Origin of the sequence: Alteromonas sp. W364, assembly GCF_031846205.1 — a bacterium.
In the GTDB taxonomy this organism is placed as follows: Bacteria; Pseudomonadota; Gammaproteobacteria; order Enterobacterales; family Alteromonadaceae; genus Glaciecola; species Glaciecola blandensis.
Genome location: NZ_JAVRID010000002.1, coordinates 334,300 through 351,233, shown reverse-complemented (window position 1 = coordinate 351,233; position 16,934 = coordinate 334,300). Strand labels below are relative to the sequence as shown.

General features: G+C 43.9%; 15 protein-coding genes. 2 read left to right on the top strand and 13 right to left on the bottom strand.

What is annotated here, in order from left to right; genetic code table 11:
* Positions 1-8 precede the first annotated feature (8 nt).
* The 11 genes from murG to RM556_RS04290 all read right to left on the bottom strand — a co-directional run bounded on the left by murG (position 9) and on the right by RM556_RS04290 (position 12,424).
* Positions 9-1,118 (bottom strand): undecaprenyldiphospho-muramoylpentapeptide beta-N-acetylglucosaminyltransferase, encoded by a 1,110-nt coding sequence (murG, locus tag RM556_RS04340; RefSeq protein ID WP_311362023.1) that lies wholly within the window; start codon positions 1,116-1,118, stop codon positions 9-11.
* Positions 1,111-2,406 (bottom strand): cell division protein FtsW, encoded by a 1,296-nt coding sequence (ftsW, locus tag RM556_RS04335; protein WP_311362022.1) that lies wholly within the window; start codon positions 2,404-2,406, stop codon positions 1,111-1,113. Before ftsW ends, murG begins: the two co-directional genes overlap by 8 nt.
* The gene (gene murD, locus RM556_RS04330) at positions 2,399-3,799 is read right to left on the bottom strand and encodes a UDP-N-acetylmuramoyl-L-alanine--D-glutamate ligase (RefSeq protein ID WP_311373935.1); all 1,401 of its coding nucleotides are present in this window, start codon (positions 3,797-3,799) and stop codon (positions 2,399-2,401) included. The genes ftsW and murD overlap by 8 nt, the downstream gene beginning before the upstream one ends.
* Positions 3,800-4,888, bottom strand: coding sequence for a phospho-N-acetylmuramoyl-pentapeptide-transferase (gene mraY, locus RM556_RS04325; RefSeq protein ID WP_311362020.1), 1,089 nt, complete (start codon positions 4,886-4,888; stop codon positions 3,800-3,802). It abuts the gene before it with no gap.
* The gene (gene murF, locus RM556_RS04320) at positions 4,882-6,291 is read right to left on the bottom strand and encodes a UDP-N-acetylmuramoyl-tripeptide--D-alanyl-D-alanine ligase (protein WP_311362019.1); all 1,410 of its coding nucleotides are present in this window, start codon (positions 6,289-6,291) and stop codon (positions 4,882-4,884) included. Before murF ends, mraY begins: the two co-directional genes overlap by 7 nt.
* Positions 6,288-7,883, bottom strand: a complete 1,596-nt coding sequence (locus RM556_RS04315; protein WP_311362018.1) for a UDP-N-acetylmuramoyl-L-alanyl-D-glutamate--2,6-diaminopimelate ligase — start codon at positions 7,881-7,883, stop codon at positions 6,288-6,290. The genes murF and RM556_RS04315 overlap by 4 nt, the downstream gene beginning before the upstream one ends.
* Complete coding sequence (locus RM556_RS04310) at positions 7,870-9,675, bottom strand: penicillin-binding transpeptidase domain-containing protein (protein WP_311362017.1); 1,806 nt, start codon at positions 9,673-9,675, stop codon at positions 7,870-7,872. The genes RM556_RS04315 and RM556_RS04310 overlap by 14 nt, the downstream gene beginning before the upstream one ends.
* On the bottom strand, positions 9,665-9,997 hold the full coding sequence (gene ftsL / locus RM556_RS04305; protein WP_311362016.1) for a cell division protein FtsL: 333 nt from the start codon (positions 9,995-9,997) through the stop codon (positions 9,665-9,667). Before ftsL ends, RM556_RS04310 begins: the two co-directional genes overlap by 11 nt.
* Positions 9,994-10,932, bottom strand: coding sequence for a 16S rRNA (cytosine(1402)-N(4))-methyltransferase RsmH (rsmH, locus tag RM556_RS04300; protein WP_311362015.1), 939 nt, complete (start codon positions 10,930-10,932; stop codon positions 9,994-9,996). Before rsmH ends, ftsL begins: the two co-directional genes overlap by 4 nt.
* Entirely contained in the window at positions 10,929-11,387 is a 459-nt protein-coding gene (gene mraZ / locus RM556_RS04295; RefSeq protein ID WP_311362014.1) for a division/cell wall cluster transcriptional repressor MraZ, read from the bottom strand. Before mraZ ends, rsmH begins: the two co-directional genes overlap by 4 nt.
* 272 nt (positions 11,388-11,659) lie before the next feature.
* Positions 11,660-12,424 carry a SapC family protein gene (locus tag RM556_RS04290; protein WP_311362013.1) on the bottom strand — a complete coding sequence of 255 codons (765 nt, stop codon included), beginning with the start codon at positions 12,422-12,424 and terminating at the stop codon, positions 11,660-11,662.
* Between the two features lie 373 nt (positions 12,425-12,797).
* On the opposite strand from RM556_RS04290, the gene RM556_RS04285 reads away from it, so the two are divergent.
* Positions 12,798-14,006 carry a dipeptidase gene (locus tag RM556_RS04285; RefSeq protein WP_409220046.1) on the top strand — a complete coding sequence of 403 codons (1,209 nt, stop codon included), beginning with the start codon at positions 12,798-12,800 and terminating at the stop codon, positions 14,004-14,006.
* An 18-nt stretch (positions 14,007-14,024) separates the two neighbouring features.
* On the opposite strand, the gene RM556_RS04280 is transcribed toward RM556_RS04285, so the two are convergent.
* Both RM556_RS04280 and RM556_RS04275 read right to left on the bottom strand, forming a co-directional pair.
* Positions 14,025-15,161 carry an alpha/beta fold hydrolase gene (locus RM556_RS04280; RefSeq protein WP_311373934.1) on the bottom strand — a complete coding sequence of 379 codons (1,137 nt, stop codon included), beginning with the start codon at positions 15,159-15,161 and terminating at the stop codon, positions 14,025-14,027.
* A 165-nt stretch (positions 15,162-15,326) separates the two neighbouring features.
* On the bottom strand, positions 15,327-16,073 hold the full coding sequence (locus RM556_RS04275; protein WP_311362011.1) for a glutathione peroxidase: 747 nt from the start codon (positions 16,071-16,073) through the stop codon (positions 15,327-15,329).
* Positions 16,074-16,252: 179 nt separating this feature from the next.
* Here RM556_RS04275 and RM556_RS04270 point away from each other — a divergent pair, with 179 nt between their 5' ends.
* A complete protein-coding gene (locus tag RM556_RS04270) occupies positions 16,253-16,933 on the top strand; it encodes an AAA family ATPase (protein ID WP_311373933.1) in 681 nt (226 codons plus the stop codon).
* Position 16,934 lies beyond the last annotated feature (1 nt).

Below are 16,934 nucleotides of genomic sequence, written 5' to 3'. Positions count from 1 at the left end.
TATCTCGATTACTCACTATTCTTCCTTAATCCTTCTTGTATACAAGCTTGCGCAACCCGTTGGGTGGCATCTTGTATACTTAACTGTCTGGCGTTGCGACCTATCGTTTCAATTTTGCTCGGATCCGATAGCAAATTCTCTAGGCTATCTTCAAGTTTTGTAGAGAGCGATTTCTGTTGAATTAAAATGGCCGCGTCATTGTCACTAAGAGATCTCGCATTGTAAGTTTGATGATCATCGACAGCAATTGGTAAAGGGACAAAAATGGCACACGAAGCAGACGCTGCAACCTCTGCAACGGTTAATGCGCCCGCTCGGCAAATGATAATATCCGCACTCGCAAAAGCGCTTGGAATATCATCAATGAATTCCTGCACCTCAAAACTAGATGCGGTTAATTCGCTCTCATTGCCTGCGCTATGTTGAATTGAATCATAAGCAATACGTACTGGCTCAGCTTTGCCTTTGCCAGCTTGATGAATAACTTGCAATGGATATCGATTCGCCAAATTGCCGAGTACTGCAGGTACAATTTGGTTCAAAGCTAAGGCACCTAGACTGCCACCCACTATCAGAATACGAAACGGCGACGTTGCATTTTGCTTGTTAATATCGAAAAATTCAGCGCGAACCGGATTGCCAACAAACACGCTGTTGTTGGGTGCTTTTGATTTAAAATCAAACCCACAAAACACCCGCTTAGCAATTTTTGCTAACCATCTGTTGGTCATGCCAAATACCGCATTTTGTTCGTGCACCAACACTGGTATTCCTAGTGTCCAGGCGGCAATACCACCGGGACCACTGGCAAAGCCACCCATGCCCAATACGGCTCTGGGTTGAAGTTTACGCAGATGTGAACGCGCTTGGAGCACCGCAGATAAAAGCATGAAAGGCGCGCTTAACTTGGTTATTAAGCCTTTACCACGAACGCCCTTTACATCGATAAAATGAATTGGAAAGCCATGCTGAGGAACCAGAGTTGCTTCAATTTTCTCGGCTGTGCCGAACCAAGCAACTTGCCAACCTTGAGATTGCATTTCATGAGCAAGCGCTAAACCCGGAAAGACGTGTCCTCCTGTACCGCCGGCCATGATAACGAGTAAGGGCCTATTCATCGTCGACGACCTTGGTTCTTCGGGTTTTTCTGGTTTTACTGCCATCACTTAAGGTCGCTTTTTGTTGTGTGGCTTTACTACTGCCTTTTGCTTTGTTTCCTCGCTTTAGTGCTTGAACACCATCAACACGAAGTTCAAAATCAATTCTCAATAAGATGGCAACCGCTATAGACATCACTATCAGTGAAGAACCACCATAGCTGACCAAAGGCAGTGTTAAGCCTTTAGTTGGCAATATTCCAGAGCTCGCCCCCACGTTCACTGCGGTTTGGAAACTAAACCAAATACCAATACCATACGCTAAGAACGCATCGAAAGGCCGATCTTGAGACATCGCTTTGTTGCCAATCTTTAAAGCAATGGCAACCAAGCTTAAAATCAGTGCTAGCACCACTAACACGCCAACATAACCCATTTCTTCAGCCAGTATTGCCATGATAAAATCGGTATGTGCTTCTGGGAGAAACTCGAGTTTTTGTAGACTATTTCCCAAACCTTGGCCAAACCACGAACCGCGCCCGTAAGCCATCAAAGATTGCGTGAGCTGATACCCAGATCCAAACGGGTCTGCCCATGGATCAAGAAAAGCCGTAACACGCTTTACTCGATAAGGTTCAAACAAGATAAGCGCCACAACCGCTAGCACGCCAGTGAATACCAAACCAAAAAACTGCCATAACTTTGCACCGCCCAAAAACAACAGACCAATTGTGGTAGCAAACATCACAATCACCGTGCCAAGGTCAGGCTGATTTAACAATAAAAGCGCAAGCAAAAAGAACACCGCCAAGGGCTTGATAAAACCTTTGAAATTTTCCGTTATTTCCTCATAGCGCCGCACTAAATAACCGGCCAAGTAACAGAAGAAAAATAATTTTGCAGGTTCGGCAGCCTGGATAGTAATTGGTCCAATGACAATCCAACGTGTACTGCCGTTAACGGTGCGCCCAATAATCAGCACCGCAATCAGCAGGCCAATGGCAAACAGGAGTAAGTAAGGATTTGCAACCCGCCAGAAATTCATAGGCAAGTTCAGTACGATCATTGCGGCAATCACTGCTAAGCCAATGTAGATAGCATGTCGAATCGCGAAATAAAAAGGATTATCGTGCAGGCGTTCCGCAATAGGCATTGATGCTGAAGTCACGATGACAAAACCAATAGCAAAAAGCGTGAGTGCAATCAGTACTAATGTAAGATCGTAGGGACGTATCTGTGTCGTTTCATCATGCTTGGCGGCGAACAACGCTGACAGGCGATTATCTTGTTTAAATTCTGCATTAGCCATTTGCCACATTCCTCTGTGCTTCTTGCTCCAATACCGCCTTTCTGAAAACGTCACCACGCTGCTGATAATTCGCAAACATATCCAAGCTTGCACAAGCGGGAGACAAAAGCACCGTAACCTTTTCTGCAGATGACTGACTGGCATGGCTTGCCGCTATAGATACCGCAGCTTCTAGCGTGTTAACTACAATCGCTGACGGGCACAAAAGAATAAACTGTTTGGCGTCTTTACCAAATACAATCAGCTGATTGACTCGATTATTTAGTGCTTCTTTCAAGGGATGTAAATCAGTCCCTTTGGCATCGCCACCTGCCACCAAAATAAGTTCATCATGCGTATTCTCAAAGCATTTCAAGGCCGCTAGACAAGCGCCAACGTTGGTAGCCTTGGAGTCATTTATCCACGTGATTTTACTATTTTGAGAGACTAGCTCAAAACGATGGGCAAGGCCTCCGTATGTTTTTAATGCTTCGATAGGTTTGCAGAGATCAATGTGGAGATGATGACAAATTGCCAACACCGTCATTGCGTTAATGTAGTTGTGAGCACCCACCAACTTCATATTATTCACGTTCAACAAAGCCTGTGCCGCTTGCTCACTATTGGAATGGTGCAAGACAGCACCGGTCTCTTGGTCTAGGTAAAAATTAGCCACTGGATTATCAAGACTCACTGAAGCACTAATCTTTTTTTGATTCGCAGGCATACTGGTATCTTCACCAAGATTGACCACGATAGCTTCTGTCATATCAAAGATCGTTTGTTTTGCTACTTTGTAGTTTTCGAAACTACCATGACGATCAATATGATCTTCGGTAATATTTAAGATGGTCGCCACTTCTAAACGCAAACTTTGACAGACTTCCAACTGAAAACTAGAGAGCTCAAGAACGATGAAGTCGAGTGTATCGCCATTCTCTTTTGGGTAATCAAGTAGCAAATCGAGGGCACATTTACCATAATTCCCTGCTAACTCAATATGCAAACCAGCTGCGCGTAAACATTCACCGAGCATATCGGTAACAGTGGTCTTTCCATTTGAACCGGTTATGCCGATTAATGGCGTTTTGTTAAATAAGGCAAACAGCTCAATATCACCAATCAGTCGACCTTGCTTGCTTTTGTAGCGTTCGAAACAGATCTGATGTGGACTGACACCGGGGCTAAGGATCACCCAATCAAACGAAGATAAATCCATATCATCGCGGAAGCCAAGAATTGAAATGCTTCCAGCGCTATCCGGCATATCTGCCAAGATTTGATTGGCAAGATCTTCACGTTTATCAATCACCGTGACATTTGCTGTTTTAGAAAGCAAAAAACGGACGCAAGCGCGTCCGGTGATGCCATAGCCCACAACAGCGATAGACTGATGTGCAAGATGAGGATTCATTTAACGTAACTTCAATGTTGCCAGTCCGATCAGGACAAGAATTAATGAAACGATCCAGAAGCGCACTATCACCCTTGGTTCAGGCCATCCCTTCAATTCATAATGATGATGGATAGGTGCCATTCTGAAAATACGTTTGCCACGCATTTTGAACGATCCCACCTGCAGTATCACCGACAAGGCCTCAACCACAAAAACGCCGCCCATGATAATAAATACAATTTCTTGCCTAACTAAAATTGCCAACAATCCTAAGGTTGCACCAAGAGATAAGGAGCCAACATCACCCATAAAAACTTGTGCTGGATACGTGTTAAACCATAGGAAACCCAAACCTGCACCAACAATGGCTGTTGATACAATCACCAGTTCACTGGTCATGGGGATAAAGGGAATATTCAAATAAGCAGAGAAATTAATATTGCCGGTAACGTAAGCAAAGATAGCAAATGCCCCCGCGACTAAAATAACAGGCACAATCGCCAAGCCATCCAACCCATCGGTTAAATTCACTGCATTACTTGTACCGACCAAAGCAAAATAAGAAATAATGATGTAAAACACACCTAGCTGTGGCATGACATCTTTGAAAAAAGGCACCAACAATGATGTCTCTGCTGGGATATCTGGATTAGCCGTATAGTACAAAAAGAAGGCAACACAGATAGCAATAGCGGATTGCCAGAAGTATTTCCAGCGCGCAATCAAACCTTTCGGGTCTTTACGCACAACTTTTCGATAGTCATCAACAAAGCCAACTAAACCATAGGAAACGATGACAACTAGTGTTACCAACACATACTTATTGCTTAAGTCAGCCCATAGAATAACGCTTGTCACTATTGCTGCCAAAATCAGTAAGCCACCCATGGTAGGTGTACCCGCTTTGGAAAGGTGACTTTGCGGACCATCATCACGTACCGTTTGACCAATCTGCATATTCTGGAGCCATCGAATCATCTTTGGTCCAATCAGAATTGCGATCAATAGCGCGGTTAAGGTGCTGAGAATTGCGCGCAGGGTGAGATATTTGAATACACCAAAACTAGCATCAAATTGCATTAGCCAATCGGCTAGCCAAATTAACATGCTATGCGCTCCCTACGCCTTTCGAACTTTCCCACAGGGCTTTCCTCGATTGCTTTCACGACTAATTCCATTTTTGAACTTCTTGAGCCCTTCACTAAAATACTGATATCACGTTGCTCGTAGAATAAATTTTCATTAAGCATGTTCACTAACGCTTCTTTGTCATCGAAGTGGAAGCCATTTTCGTCATAGACTGAGCTTGCGCACTGGCTCAATACACCAAGAGAATAAATCGATGTAATCCCCTTTGATTTAGCATACTCTCCCACTTGTTCATGATAGTAACGGGCTTTGTCTCCGAGCTCAGCCATATCCCCCAGTACTAAAACTCTGTTACCTGGAAACGTTGCCAATAAATCAATTGCAGCATTCACCGACGCAACATTGGCATTGTAAGTATCATCCAATAAGCGAATTTGATTGGTCAGTTGTTTCACATTTAAGCGACCACCAACTTCACGCATATTAAATAAACCCAACTGCACATCTTCTAAGTTTGCACCTACATTTATCGCTAGAGCAGCAGCAAGTAGTGCATTACCCACATTGTGTGTACCCGGAATGCTCAAACGGATAGCTGCTCTGCCGGTTGGACAAACCAGTTCAAATTCAGCACAACCATCCATCCCCATAGCAATGTCTTCAGCGCGATAGTCGCCTTCATCTGATTCAGGAGAAAATGTCTGACAGTTAAGGTGAGAGGTTTTGCCTTCCCAGAATGCATAGAATTGGCTATCTTTGTTCAACAGTGCCGTACCGCTTGTTCCTAAGCCTTTAAAAATTTCACTTTTTGCTCTAGCGACACCAAATAAACTGCCAAAACCCTCGAGGTGAGAAGCTGCAGCATTTACAATCGTAGCAACGTCGGGCTTGACTAAGTTGGTGGTATAAGCGATTTCCCCTAAATGGTTTGCGCCCATTTCAATGACAGCATATTCGTGTTGTTTCTCTAAGCGTAATAGAGTGAGAGGAACGCCGATATCATTGTTAAAATTACCCTTGGTAGCTAATACTTTGCCCTTTACTGATAAAATGGAAGCAACCATTTCTTTTACTGTTGTCTTCCCACTACTACCAGTGATACCCACCGTTTTCGGGGCAACCATCTCTTTTACTGCAGCGCCTAGTTTTCCAAGTGCGGTCTTTGTGTCGTCAACCATAATGGTGGGTAAAGGACAATCCACAGCTTGACTCACAATGACGGCCGCAGCCCCTTTTTCAAGGGCTTTGAATAAATGGTCATGAGCATTATGATTAGGCCCAACAAGTGCGATGAATAAATCACCGGGCTTGAGCTCTCTTGTATCAGTACTCACACCTTTGATATCTAGCTCTTCGACACTTTTTGTATTTAACGTGCCTTCTACTTTTTCAGCAATCCAAGATAATGAAACGGAAATCATCCTTTTAACTCCAAGGTTAATTGGTTAACGTATTCCCTCTCGTTGTAATACTCGCGCACTGAGTTTAACTCGAGGTATTCTTCATGGCCCTTACCCGCTACCAAAACCAAGGCATCATTTTGGCTGTTCAAAAAGGCTTCCCTTATTGCGGTTTTTCTATCTAGTTCTATTTTTAAATTTGATTTGCCCTGCATGCCTTGCATGATGTCGGCAACAATATTCTCTGGTGATTCACTGCGGCTATTGTCTTGAGTCAGTACTATTTCATCTGCCCACTTTTCAGCAATGCGCCCCATCTGCTCTCGCTTAGAGTTGTCGCGGTCACCACCACAACCAAAAATCACAGTCAGGTTTCCTAAGGCATGCTGTCGCGCAGCCATTAAAGCTTGCTGTAATGCATCTGGGGTATGTGCATAGTCGACGATGATATTTGCATGTTTACGTGACTCAAACACTTCCATTCTGCCCGGAATACCGCGCAAATGCGCAATGGCAGAAACCAACTGTTCGAAATTCAAACCTTGCATGAGCAGGGCTGTTAAAGCTGACAACAAGTTAGCAATATTGAACATACCAATCAGAGGCAAGCTGATTGATGCTTCTCCCCAACTGGATTCAATTTCGAAAGCGCATCCGTTGGGTGTAAATCTTAAAGTTTTCGCGATGCAATACTTATAATGGTGAGGATGTGATGAAAACTCAGCAAACAAAGAGGCTTTATCACTTGCTTTGATAGAACATAAACATACCGATAAATGCTCAGGTAGTTCAGCAGCCCACTGTTGACTTTCGTTGTCATCTGCATTGAGAACGACACAGCGCAAACTTTCTTGTTTTAATAGTTTGCGTTTAGCTTTGGCATAGGCTTCTAGTGTTTCATGATAATCCAAGTGATCTTGGGTCAAATTTGTAAACACTGCAGTATCGACTTTAAATCCACTTAAGCGATTTTGATCAAGACCATGAGATGATGCTTCTATGCAAATTCGTTGGCCACCATGATGTTTTACGAGATGTGTAAAGTGGTGCAGAGAAGCAACATCCGGAGTCGTATTTATTGTTTCTGCCAGTTTTCTGCCGGTATGTTGAGACTCTTTTGTATATAGACTGACGCCCATAGTACCGATAGTGCCAGCCGCCTCTTCACATGCTGCCGATAACTGCGCGCACAAATGGGTTACCGATGTTTTGCCATTGGTACCGGTTACTGCAATCGTTTGTAACTTACTTGAGACGTGCCGATGGAAAGCGCTGCAAATAAACCCAGATTGTCTAGGTAGCTCAAAGAAATGGATGATCAGGGCTTCGCCCATCGCATCAATCTCACCGTGCATTTCTGTTTTATCGGTATTCGCTAGAACTAGCTTGGCGCCTCTCTCAACGGCATCACGAATATACTTTCTACCATCTTCTTGAGTACCAGCTTGAGCGATGAATAATGAATGCTCATTGACTTCTCGACTATCCAGCACGATATTGGAGATATGCAGGTCAGCGAGTTTTAGGTCGTTGTGCTGATCATCCGCCGCAATGTCAAAAATCGCCAGTACTTCGGCGATTGGGCGGGTCGTTAATGGATTATTGAACGTCATCTGGACCTCCAACAAACATATTCGCGATGGTACTGTCATCGTCAGGCGGCACATTCAACATTTGCAGAGTACCTGACATAATCGCTGAAAACGTTGGTGCTGCGGTATCGCCAGAGTGATATAAATCTCCACCAGGCTCGTTAATTAATACAACGACTGCAATCTGGGGATCAGAGACCGGCGCGATACCTGCGAAAATATTCACGTACTCTTCGCCATAGCCACCCGCAACAGCTTTTCGACTTGTGCCGGTTTTACCTGCCACTCGATATCCAGGTACGCGTGCTTTGATACCTGAACCGCCCTCTTGCGTCACGCTTTCCATCATCTCGATAATAGCTTGCGCATTCACAGGGCTGATCACTCGTTCTGGTAGTTCCAGAGCCTGCTCATCACTTTTTATAATCGATAAGGGCATTTTCACGCCGCCATTAGCGATGGTGGCGTACATTCTTGCTAGTTGGATAGTTGTGACGGAAATATTATAACCGAACGATAATGAGGATAACTCATGCTCAGACCAGCGTGAACGCTCGTGAAAAATACCGTTCGATTCGCCAACCATATTCGTGCCGGTGTCGCTCATTAAGCCCATGTTGTAATAAATATCCATCAGGAAATTTTTATCAACCGACAACGCAAGTTTTGACGTACCCATATTGCTCGACTTTTTAATGATTTCTTGCAAACTGAGCTTTCCATAGTTACGCGGATCTTCAACTCTGCTGCCACCTAAACGCATCCAGCCTGGTGAGGTATCAATAATTGTGTCGGTTTGCGCCGTACCATATTCAAGAGCGGCTAGCACTGCGAGAGGCTTAAGTGATGAGCCGGGCTCGAATGCATCAGTAATCGCGCGATTACGCAAACGATGGTTCGACACTGTTTTGCGATTATTCGGGTTGTACGATGGCGTATTAGCAATGGCGAGTATTTCACCCGTATGCACATCAACCACCACCACTGACGCCGAAGCAGCTTTGTAGTATAAGGTCGCTTCTTTGATTTCACGGTAAGCAAGGGCTTGAATACGCTGGTCGATGGTCAGCGTTAAATCTCCCGCTTTTTCACCTTCTTGTTGCTCGATGATTTCAACTTGCCGACCTTTCGCGTCGCGACGGATCTTACGTTTATCCGGTGTGCCTGTTAACCAGTCATTATATAGTTTTTCTATGCCTTCAATGCCCTTGTCATCAACATTAGTAAAGCCAATGACATGAGCGGACACTTCACCGGTTGGGTAATAACGTTTTGATTCGTTACGCAAATAGACACCTGGGATAGCAAGCTCTTCAACATACTTCGCCATAGCCGGTGTCACCTGGCGCTGGATATATACAAAGCGTCTTTTCGGGTTACTGACCTTTTTGTAAAGGCTTTCTACATCCCTTCCGAGTACTTTTGCTAACGCTTGGAAACGTCTCTCGTCTAAGGGTTCTGTTGTATCAGTCTCACTGTCATAGGCGTTAACAACCTTAGGATCAGCCCAGATTGCTTTAGAAGGCACGCTGACCGCGAGTTGTTCACCATGGCGATCGGTAATTAAGCCTCGATAACTTGGATTATCTCGAACCCGAATAGTACGGTTGTCACCTTGCTGAATAAGCACATCAGGCTCAATCACCTGTATATATGCAGCTCTTGTGGCAAGTGCAAAAAACACCAAGAATACGCTAAACAATACCGTTAAAAAACGCCATTGCATTAACATAGGAGAGATATTTTGTTTCGCTTGGCGATCTTTACTGGAACCTCTTTTCACAGTCGAACGCCTATTCGCGTTAGCTGCCATTCGGTTTTCCTCGTACTAGAACTTCATCTTCAGGGCCAGGTCGGCGCATGTTTAGTTTTTCACTGACCAATTGCTCAATGCGGTTGTGTTCAGTTAGCGCACTTTGCTCTATCACTAAGTGACGCCATTCCACATCTAAAAAGTCTTTTTCTTGAATGAGTTGTTCGTGAGCAATGGAAAGCTGGCGATTATGATGGGCACTCAAAACAACTGCGATCGCAGATGCGATGACAGCAATAAATAGCACCAACTTAAGCAGGTTGCGTCCTAAGTCGGCGGTCATCAATAGCAATAGATTGAAGTTGGTACTAGGCATCTTCATAATTTTTCCGCCACTCTTAATACCGAGCTACGAGATCGCACATTTTGTGCAATTTCCTCGGCGGAGGGTTTCATTGCTTTGCCTACGCCTTTCACCACTTTATCAGCGTCGATTTCGGCTTGCGAAATAGGTAAACCATGCGGAACGACTTTGCCTTTGCTCAGGCCTCGTATAAATCGCTTAACGACGCGATCTTCCAAAGAGTGAAAGCTAATGACGGCTAACCTTCCACCGCTCTTTAACACTTTGACAGCACCTTCTAAACCTTGGTTCAATTGATCTAGCTCACCATTAATAAATATGCGTACACCCTGGAAACTTCTTGTTGCAGGATGTTTAAACTTATCTTTAACGGGTACTGCTTTATCAATTAACGCGGCAAACTCTGCGGTGGTTTCAAGTGGCTTTATAACTCGTTGCTCAAGCACTGCATGGGCAATTCTTTTACCAAACTTCTCTTCACCGTAAGTTTTAAGTACCGTCGTGATTTCATCTAAATCAGCTGTGTTAAGCCAATCAGCGGCACTGATACCGCATGAACGGTCCATCCGCATATCGAGAGGACCATCTTTTTGAAAGCTGAAGCCTCGAGAGGCATCATCTAGTTGTGGAGACGAGACCCCAATATCCATTAACACACCATCTATCTTGCACATCAACTCAAGTTCGTTGACCACGTCTATAATGTTTGAAAATGCTACATGGTGAATACTGAATCTGGGATCATCGCGAAAACGCAAAGCAGACTCTATCGCTGTATCGTCGCGGTCAAGCGCAATTAGGCGTCCTTTGCTAGATAAATGCTTTAAAATCTCGGCGCTGTGACCGCCACGCCCGAAGGTCGCATCGATATAAATGCCGTCTGGCTGAATGTTTAGGCCAGATATGGATTCTTGTAAAAGTACCGAACGGTGGACAAAAGTCTCTTGGGTCATAGTGAGAAATCCTGAAGACGTTCCGTAAGCTCGAATTGACCTTGCTTTTCCGTTTCAATGTCTTCAGAGATTTGTTTCTGCCAAACGTCGGCATCCCATATTTCGAACTTATTCAATTGACCTACCAACATGATTTGTTTATCGAGCGCAGCGTGCTGGCGTAAAGTTGGTGCGATCAGTATTCGACCGCTTTTGTCCATCTCACCTTCCATCGCATACCCTAAAAGTAGGCGTTGAAGACGACGTTCTTGAGGATTAGTACTAGAAAGCTTACTCAGTTTAAGCTCAATTTCTTCCCATTCGGGAAGTGGGTAAAGTAGCAAACAGTTTTGGGAAGTATCAATCGTACAGACCAGCTGTCCCTGGCAATCATCCAACAGCGACTGACGATACCGTGTAGGTATCGTTAGCCGACCTTTGCTGTCCAGATTAATTGCGTTAGCGCCGCGGAACATTCCCCTAGCCTTTTATTTTTATTGTTAGCTCATATTTATTATTTTTATTTTTATTAGCTGGTTGCACTTGACTGAAAAAACCATTTTTCGCCACTTTGACCCACTTTTGACAGTTTATGTACCACCATGCCCCCCTGTCAAGCTAATTTCGTGTAAAAATGACAATTAGTCCTTTTGCCATAACTGTACATAAACACAGGCCTAGGCCAGAATACAGACACAAAAAAACCACCCTAAGGTGGTTTTTACTATGCTTATTAGTTGCTTACATTTTAAGCATCTGCTTTAGCTTCTTCACCTTCCTTCGGCACTGGACGAATTTGCACAGTACGAATAGGTTTGTCACTTTTGTTCGATAGTTCAACTAAACGATTCAATTGAGCAAGAGACATCATCAAAGCGTACATTGCGCCAAGGAAGCCTGCTTTATGAAGTTCTACTACAACAGCATCATCTAAGCCATTTAACTTCTTCTCATCAATGCTCATGATACCAGTTACGTTACGAGCAGTGCCGTCTTGGTACTGAATACCAATTTGGATCTGTTCTAACAAATCAAGCTCTACAACGCGCTTAATAAAGCGCTGGTTCAGCATTTCGCTGTTTGCTAGTTCTGCTAAGAACTGCTGACGATTCTTCAAGAAATCAGTCGGCTCACCGGCTTCGGTAAATAAAGCTTCACCTTGCTCAGCAACTAAGTGGCTGTTTTCATCAAAGAAAACACCTAAGTGTTCGCCGTCAGGACGAATGTCAAATGGGTAACGTTGAATATTCAAAGGAACATGAGGTCCCTGCCACTTGTCTTCTGCCCAAAACAAATTTTTGTTCTGGTCAAGACCCAGCATGGCAACTGTGTGAACGTTTTTGTTGCTAGGATCTTCAATGAAAACCACTGGCATCGTTGACGCTAGTTGAGCAAATTCACGAATTGTCGCTGCTGCCAAATGTGTTTCTTTTGAAAAACCAAGGTCCAACTGAGGAAGGATCTTTATATCTTGGTGTTTATCTTTATCTAAAGGAATGTAGTTAATAGCCATGTTGTTATATTTCTCTTACTTAAGTTTTTTATGCGGCCAATTTTATAAAGTAGCGCTGCACGTTTGGGTTATGAAAGCAGAACGACTGCATTCATAACGATGAAAATTCGTATTTACCGACACACTCACAAAAGCCGGTGAGCGGCAACAGCAAAACAAGCATTATTGCGTAAACGGCGCTCGATGTCACTGTGTAACTTGGTTTTACAAAACACAATCGCATGATTAGAATCAACGCTATGTGAATCAATAATTTACGCGTGAGTAAGCCGGCGAAATTTGTTCATCATTGAGTAGCTCAAACTTGCCAACGATGATAAATTAAACAACGATACGCCAAGGCTATTCTCATTTATTCAATAAGGGACTCAAGATGCATTTCAAACCAACTACCATCGCCATGTTACTTTCGATGTTCAGCCTTAGTGCTTGTAACGCGACACAAACACCAACAGAGAATCATGCTGAGGCTGCGAAACGAATTACACAACAAAATATTATTGTCGATGGACATATAGATGTGCCCTATCGCATACAAAATCAATGGGTAGATGTAACAAAAAGTACTTCAGGTGGCGATTTCGACTATCCTCGTGCAGTTGAGGGCGGGTTAAATGCCCCGTTTATGTCTATCTATGTCCCTGCCAGCTTAGATGACTCACCTGAGTCCACCGCCTTAGCTCATCGACTAATCGACTACGTTGAAGCTATAGTAGGTCGCGCACCAGACAAGTTTGCATTGGCTTACAGCGTTGAGGATGTCGAAAAAAACTTCCTCGCTAATAAAATTTCATTGCCGATGGGCATGGAAAACGGCTCACCGGTTCAGGGCTCGCTAGACAACCTCAACACCTTTTACGAGCGCGGCATTCGCTACATCACCCTAGCACATAGCCAAAGCAATCATATTAGTGATTCGTCATATGATTTGCGTCGCCAATGGAAAGGCTTGAGTCCATTTGGCAAAGAGCTCGTGGGTGAGATGAATAAGCTTGGTATTATCATCGATATTTCGCATGTGTCAGATGATGCCTTTTATCAAGTGGTTGAATTAAGCAATGCGCCAGTAATTGCCTCTCACTCATCGCTACGTCAGTTTACGCCAGGGTTTGAAAGAAACATGGATGATCAAATGGTGAAGGCATTAGCTGAAAATCAGGGCGTTATCATGATTAACTTCGGATCAGGCTTTGTCAGCCCCGTTGCGAGAGCTTGGCGCGACAACCGCACAGAACAAGCTAAGAAGATAGCAGCAACCTTTGGTCAAGACAGTCAAGAACTCGCTGATTTTATTGAGAAGTACAATACCAACAGTCCGTACCCTTTCGCGACGCTTGAAATCGTTTTAGACCACATTGATCATGTTGTGAGCTTAGTGGGCATCGACTATGTCGGCATAGGCTCTGACTACGATGGCGTGGGTGATTCATTGCCAGTCAACCTTAAAGACGTGTCAGACTTCCCTAATTTGGTAGAAGGTTTACTAGATAGAGGCTATAGCGAGAGTGACATTAAGAAAATCCTTAATGAAAACGTATTAAGAGTTTGGCGCGAAGTTGAAAAAGTAGCTAGAGAGTCGTAACAATCAAAGAGCGTGAGTTTACTCGCGCTCTTTTTTCTGCAAGCCCTTCATATAATAATCCAACATTAATGTCATGCTTCCAAATAAGGGGTTTGGCTTCGGTATTGCGCAACGCTCATCCAAGCGGAGTTGACGCTTGTCCACTTTAAAATCAATCATCATAAATGAGGACATGACAAGGTCTTGATGACATGTGTCATAGCTTTTATCAATCGTAAAGACCTGATGATTCCCATTGATTCGCTGAATTAAATCTTCGACGCCACGAAATGGCGTAATGATATCCGCCATAGAATGAGCAACAAATATAGGTTTTGTGTAGTTACCTTCGTCTAATATATCGCGAATTTCAAAAATCACATCTGCGAGGGTAAGACCGGCGTAACCCGCAACATCGGGATAGCGATAAGGATACGGCCCACCTGTTTCAAAATCGCCATCAAACAGTTTTGCCAAAGACTTCATCCCCCATATTCTAGCGAGATTCTCAGCACTATTAGATAGCGCTAGCGCCCCAGAAAAGAGAAGTAATCCGTCTACCTCTTCAGAATGCAGCAGCATATAACGTGTTGCCAATGTGCCACCTGTTGAAAATCCGCCAATAAAGCGCTGTGTTGAATAAGGGTTCACTAGTGCCATGACATCATCCACATGCTGATACCAACGTTGTTTTAATTTTGGATCTTCCATGTCTGCATCAGCAAACTTTTTGCCGTGCCCGGGGGTTAGTGGGACGACAACTGTATAACCTCTAGATTGCAAATGTTCGGCGATGCCGCGCAGGTAAAAAGGGCTATCAGTGAGACCATGGAAAAGTACGACTATCGGCGCCGGTTCAGACGAGCCTCTAACGTACAAAATGTAGGGGGCATTTCCCTCGTTGCGCAGGTGCTCAGAACACACCTTATGTTCTAAAGCTGCAACATTACCCTCACAACCTTGGATGCTGCCTAATTCCTGACGGTAAAGATCGGAAAACCCTTCGAACAAACTGATCGGTATACCTAGGGCGTTTTCTGACCCTTTTTGCATAGCAGAAAAAGCGGGAAGGGAAAAGGCACAACAGACTGTTAAAACCATTAGGTAAGGGAATGCCTGCCAGCCCTTACTTTTTGTTTCGGTACGAGTGTGATACCCAAAGGTGTCGCGTTCCATGACGTTCATACTTGCCTAACTCAATCTGTAAAACCAAAGAATAACGTAATATTGTGACGAAATCTGCAAACATTAGTATCTCTATCACTTGCTATCATCATCGCTTAGAATATATGTATAAAAAAAGCCCACCGAAGTGGGCTTTCTACAGAGTATCCTGTTGGTTTACGATTGCAGGAAAGCTTCCAAATCGTCACTACCACCAATATGTTTACCGCCAATGAAAACTTGAGGTACGGAATCGCGGCCAGAAATAGCTTTTAATGATGCCAAGGATGCTTGAGTACCTAACACAATCTCTTCATATTCATAGCCAGCATCGCTTAACAATGTTTTCGCTTTCGAGCAGAAAGGGCAGCCTGGTTTGGTAAATAACGACACTTCTTGCGGTGCTTTCGTACCTGGCGCTAAATAAGCTAGCATCGTATCAGCATCGGACACTTCAAAAGGGTCGCCTGGTACATTGGGTTCGATAAACATTTTTTCGACAACGCCATCATTCACCAACATCGAGTAACGCCAACTACGCTTGCCAAAGCCCAAATCATCTTTATCAACGAGCATCTCCATGCCAGCTGTAAACTCACCGTTTCCATCTGGGATCACGGTGATATTTTCGGCTTCTTGGTCTGCTAACCACGCATTCATTACAAAGGTATCATTTACTGACATACAACAGATTTCATCAACACCCAATTTCTTAAACACGCCTGCTAGCTGATTGTATCTTGGCAAATGTGTAGACGAACAGGTTGGAGTGAATGCCCCAGGAAGTGAAAATAACACCACCTTCTTTCCTGCAAAGAGTTCTTTAGACGACATACGCTGCCAGTCTTCGCCAACTCTCACTGGCCAAGTAACTTCGGGGACTCTCTTGCCTTCTTGATTAGGTAAAGCGCTTGGTTGTGCCATGTTGTTCCTTAATTTAACGTATTTAGAAGTATGCTTAAATATTAATAGATATTCACAAGATTACTAGCAATAGGAGTAATTTTAATTGGGTTGGGGCAAGTTAGTGAAGATTATACGCTTTAAAGTGGTTTCGCTTACATATATCAGAAGATACTAAATTTAATAATAAAGGTGAGTAAATGATAGTTTTAGTCGGCGGTGAAAAAGGCGGAAGCGGCAAAAGTTGTATTGCACAAAATTTAGCAGCAATGTTGACAGTGGAAGAAAATGCGAGCGTTTTAATTGTGGACTGTGATGTTCAAGGGACCACGGTGGACTGGATCCAATCTCGCAACAATAACCCAAATGCAACAACCATCGATTGCGTTCAATTGAATGGCAAAATTCGAAACCAACTTTTGGGATACAGTAGCCAGTATGAATACGTGATCGTCGATTGTGGCGCTCAAGATACCCTTGCTTTGCGATCAACCTTATCCACCGCTGATGTTGCGCTGCTGCCGATGCGTCCAAAAAGACGCGATTTAAAAACCTTATCTCATCTCGATGAAATGGTACACAGTTGTAAAATGGTGAACCAACAACTGTCTGCACATATTGTGTTTACCCAATGCCCCTCACAACCAAACCAACAGTCTAGAGTCAATGAAGCAAAAACAATGGCTGATTTATATGACATCTCTGTCGCTGAACAAATTTTGCATGAAAGGCATATTTATGACGACAGTGAGGAAGGCGGATTGTCGGTCATTGAGAAAGAGCCTAAAGGAAAAGCGGCGGAAGAACTGCGCGCGCTTTTTTCGACACTTGTCAATAAACCAAACAGCGGAATGACGGACAACGTGGTCAGTTTCGCATAGG

What these genes read in the sequence shown, in the direction of transcription:
- RM556_RS04290 (WP_311362013.1), bottom strand. Translation starts at nt 12,424, where the DNA reads ATGGCTATTAACTACATTCCTTTAGATAAAGATAAACACCAAGATATA.
- murG (WP_311362023.1), bottom strand. Translation starts at nt 1,118, where the DNA reads ATGAATAGGCCCTTACTCGTTATCATGGCCGGCGGTACAGGAGGACAC.
- murD (WP_311373935.1), bottom strand. Translation starts at nt 3,799, where the DNA reads ATGAATCCTCATCTTGCACATCAGTCTATCGCTGTTGTGGGCTATGGC.
- RM556_RS04315 (WP_311362018.1), bottom strand. Translation starts at nt 7,883, where the DNA reads ATGACGTTCAATAATCCATTAACGACCCGCCCAATCGCCGAAGTACTG.
- mraZ (WP_311362014.1), bottom strand. Translation starts at nt 11,387, where the DNA reads ATGTTCCGCGGCGCTAACGCAATTAATCTGGACAGCAAAGGTCGGCTA.
- ftsW (WP_311362022.1), bottom strand. Translation starts at nt 2,406, where the DNA reads ATGGCTAATGCAGAATTTAAACAAGATAATCGCCTGTCAGCGTTGTTC.
- RM556_RS04285 (WP_409220046.1), top strand. Translation starts at nt 12,798, where the DNA reads ATGCATTTCAAACCAACTACCATCGCCATGTTACTTTCGATGTTCAGC.
- RM556_RS04275 (WP_311362011.1), bottom strand. Translation starts at nt 16,073, where the DNA reads ATGGCACAACCAAGCGCTTTACCTAATCAAGAAGGCAAGAGAGTCCCC.
- mraY (WP_311362020.1), bottom strand. Translation starts at nt 4,888, where the DNA reads ATGTTAATTTGGCTAGCCGATTGGCTAATGCAATTTGATGCTAGTTTT.
- RM556_RS04270 (WP_311373933.1), top strand. Translation starts at nt 16,253, where the DNA reads ATGATAGTTTTAGTCGGCGGTGAAAAAGGCGGAAGCGGCAAAAGTTGT.
- RM556_RS04310 (WP_311362017.1), bottom strand. Translation starts at nt 9,675, where the DNA reads ATGGCAGCTAACGCGAATAGGCGTTCGACTGTGAAAAGAGGTTCCAGT.
- murF (WP_311362019.1), bottom strand. Translation starts at nt 6,291, where the DNA reads ATGATTTCCGTTTCATTATCTTGGATTGCTGAAAAAGTAGAAGGCACG.
- RM556_RS04280 (WP_311373934.1), bottom strand. Translation starts at nt 15,161, where the DNA reads ATGGAACGCGACACCTTTGGGTATCACACTCGTACCGAAACAAAAAGT.
- ftsL (WP_311362016.1), bottom strand. Translation starts at nt 9,997, where the DNA reads ATGAAGATGCCTAGTACCAACTTCAATCTATTGCTATTGATGACCGCC.
- rsmH (WP_311362015.1), bottom strand. Translation starts at nt 10,932, where the DNA reads ATGACCCAAGAGACTTTTGTCCACCGTTCGGTACTTTTACAAGAATCC.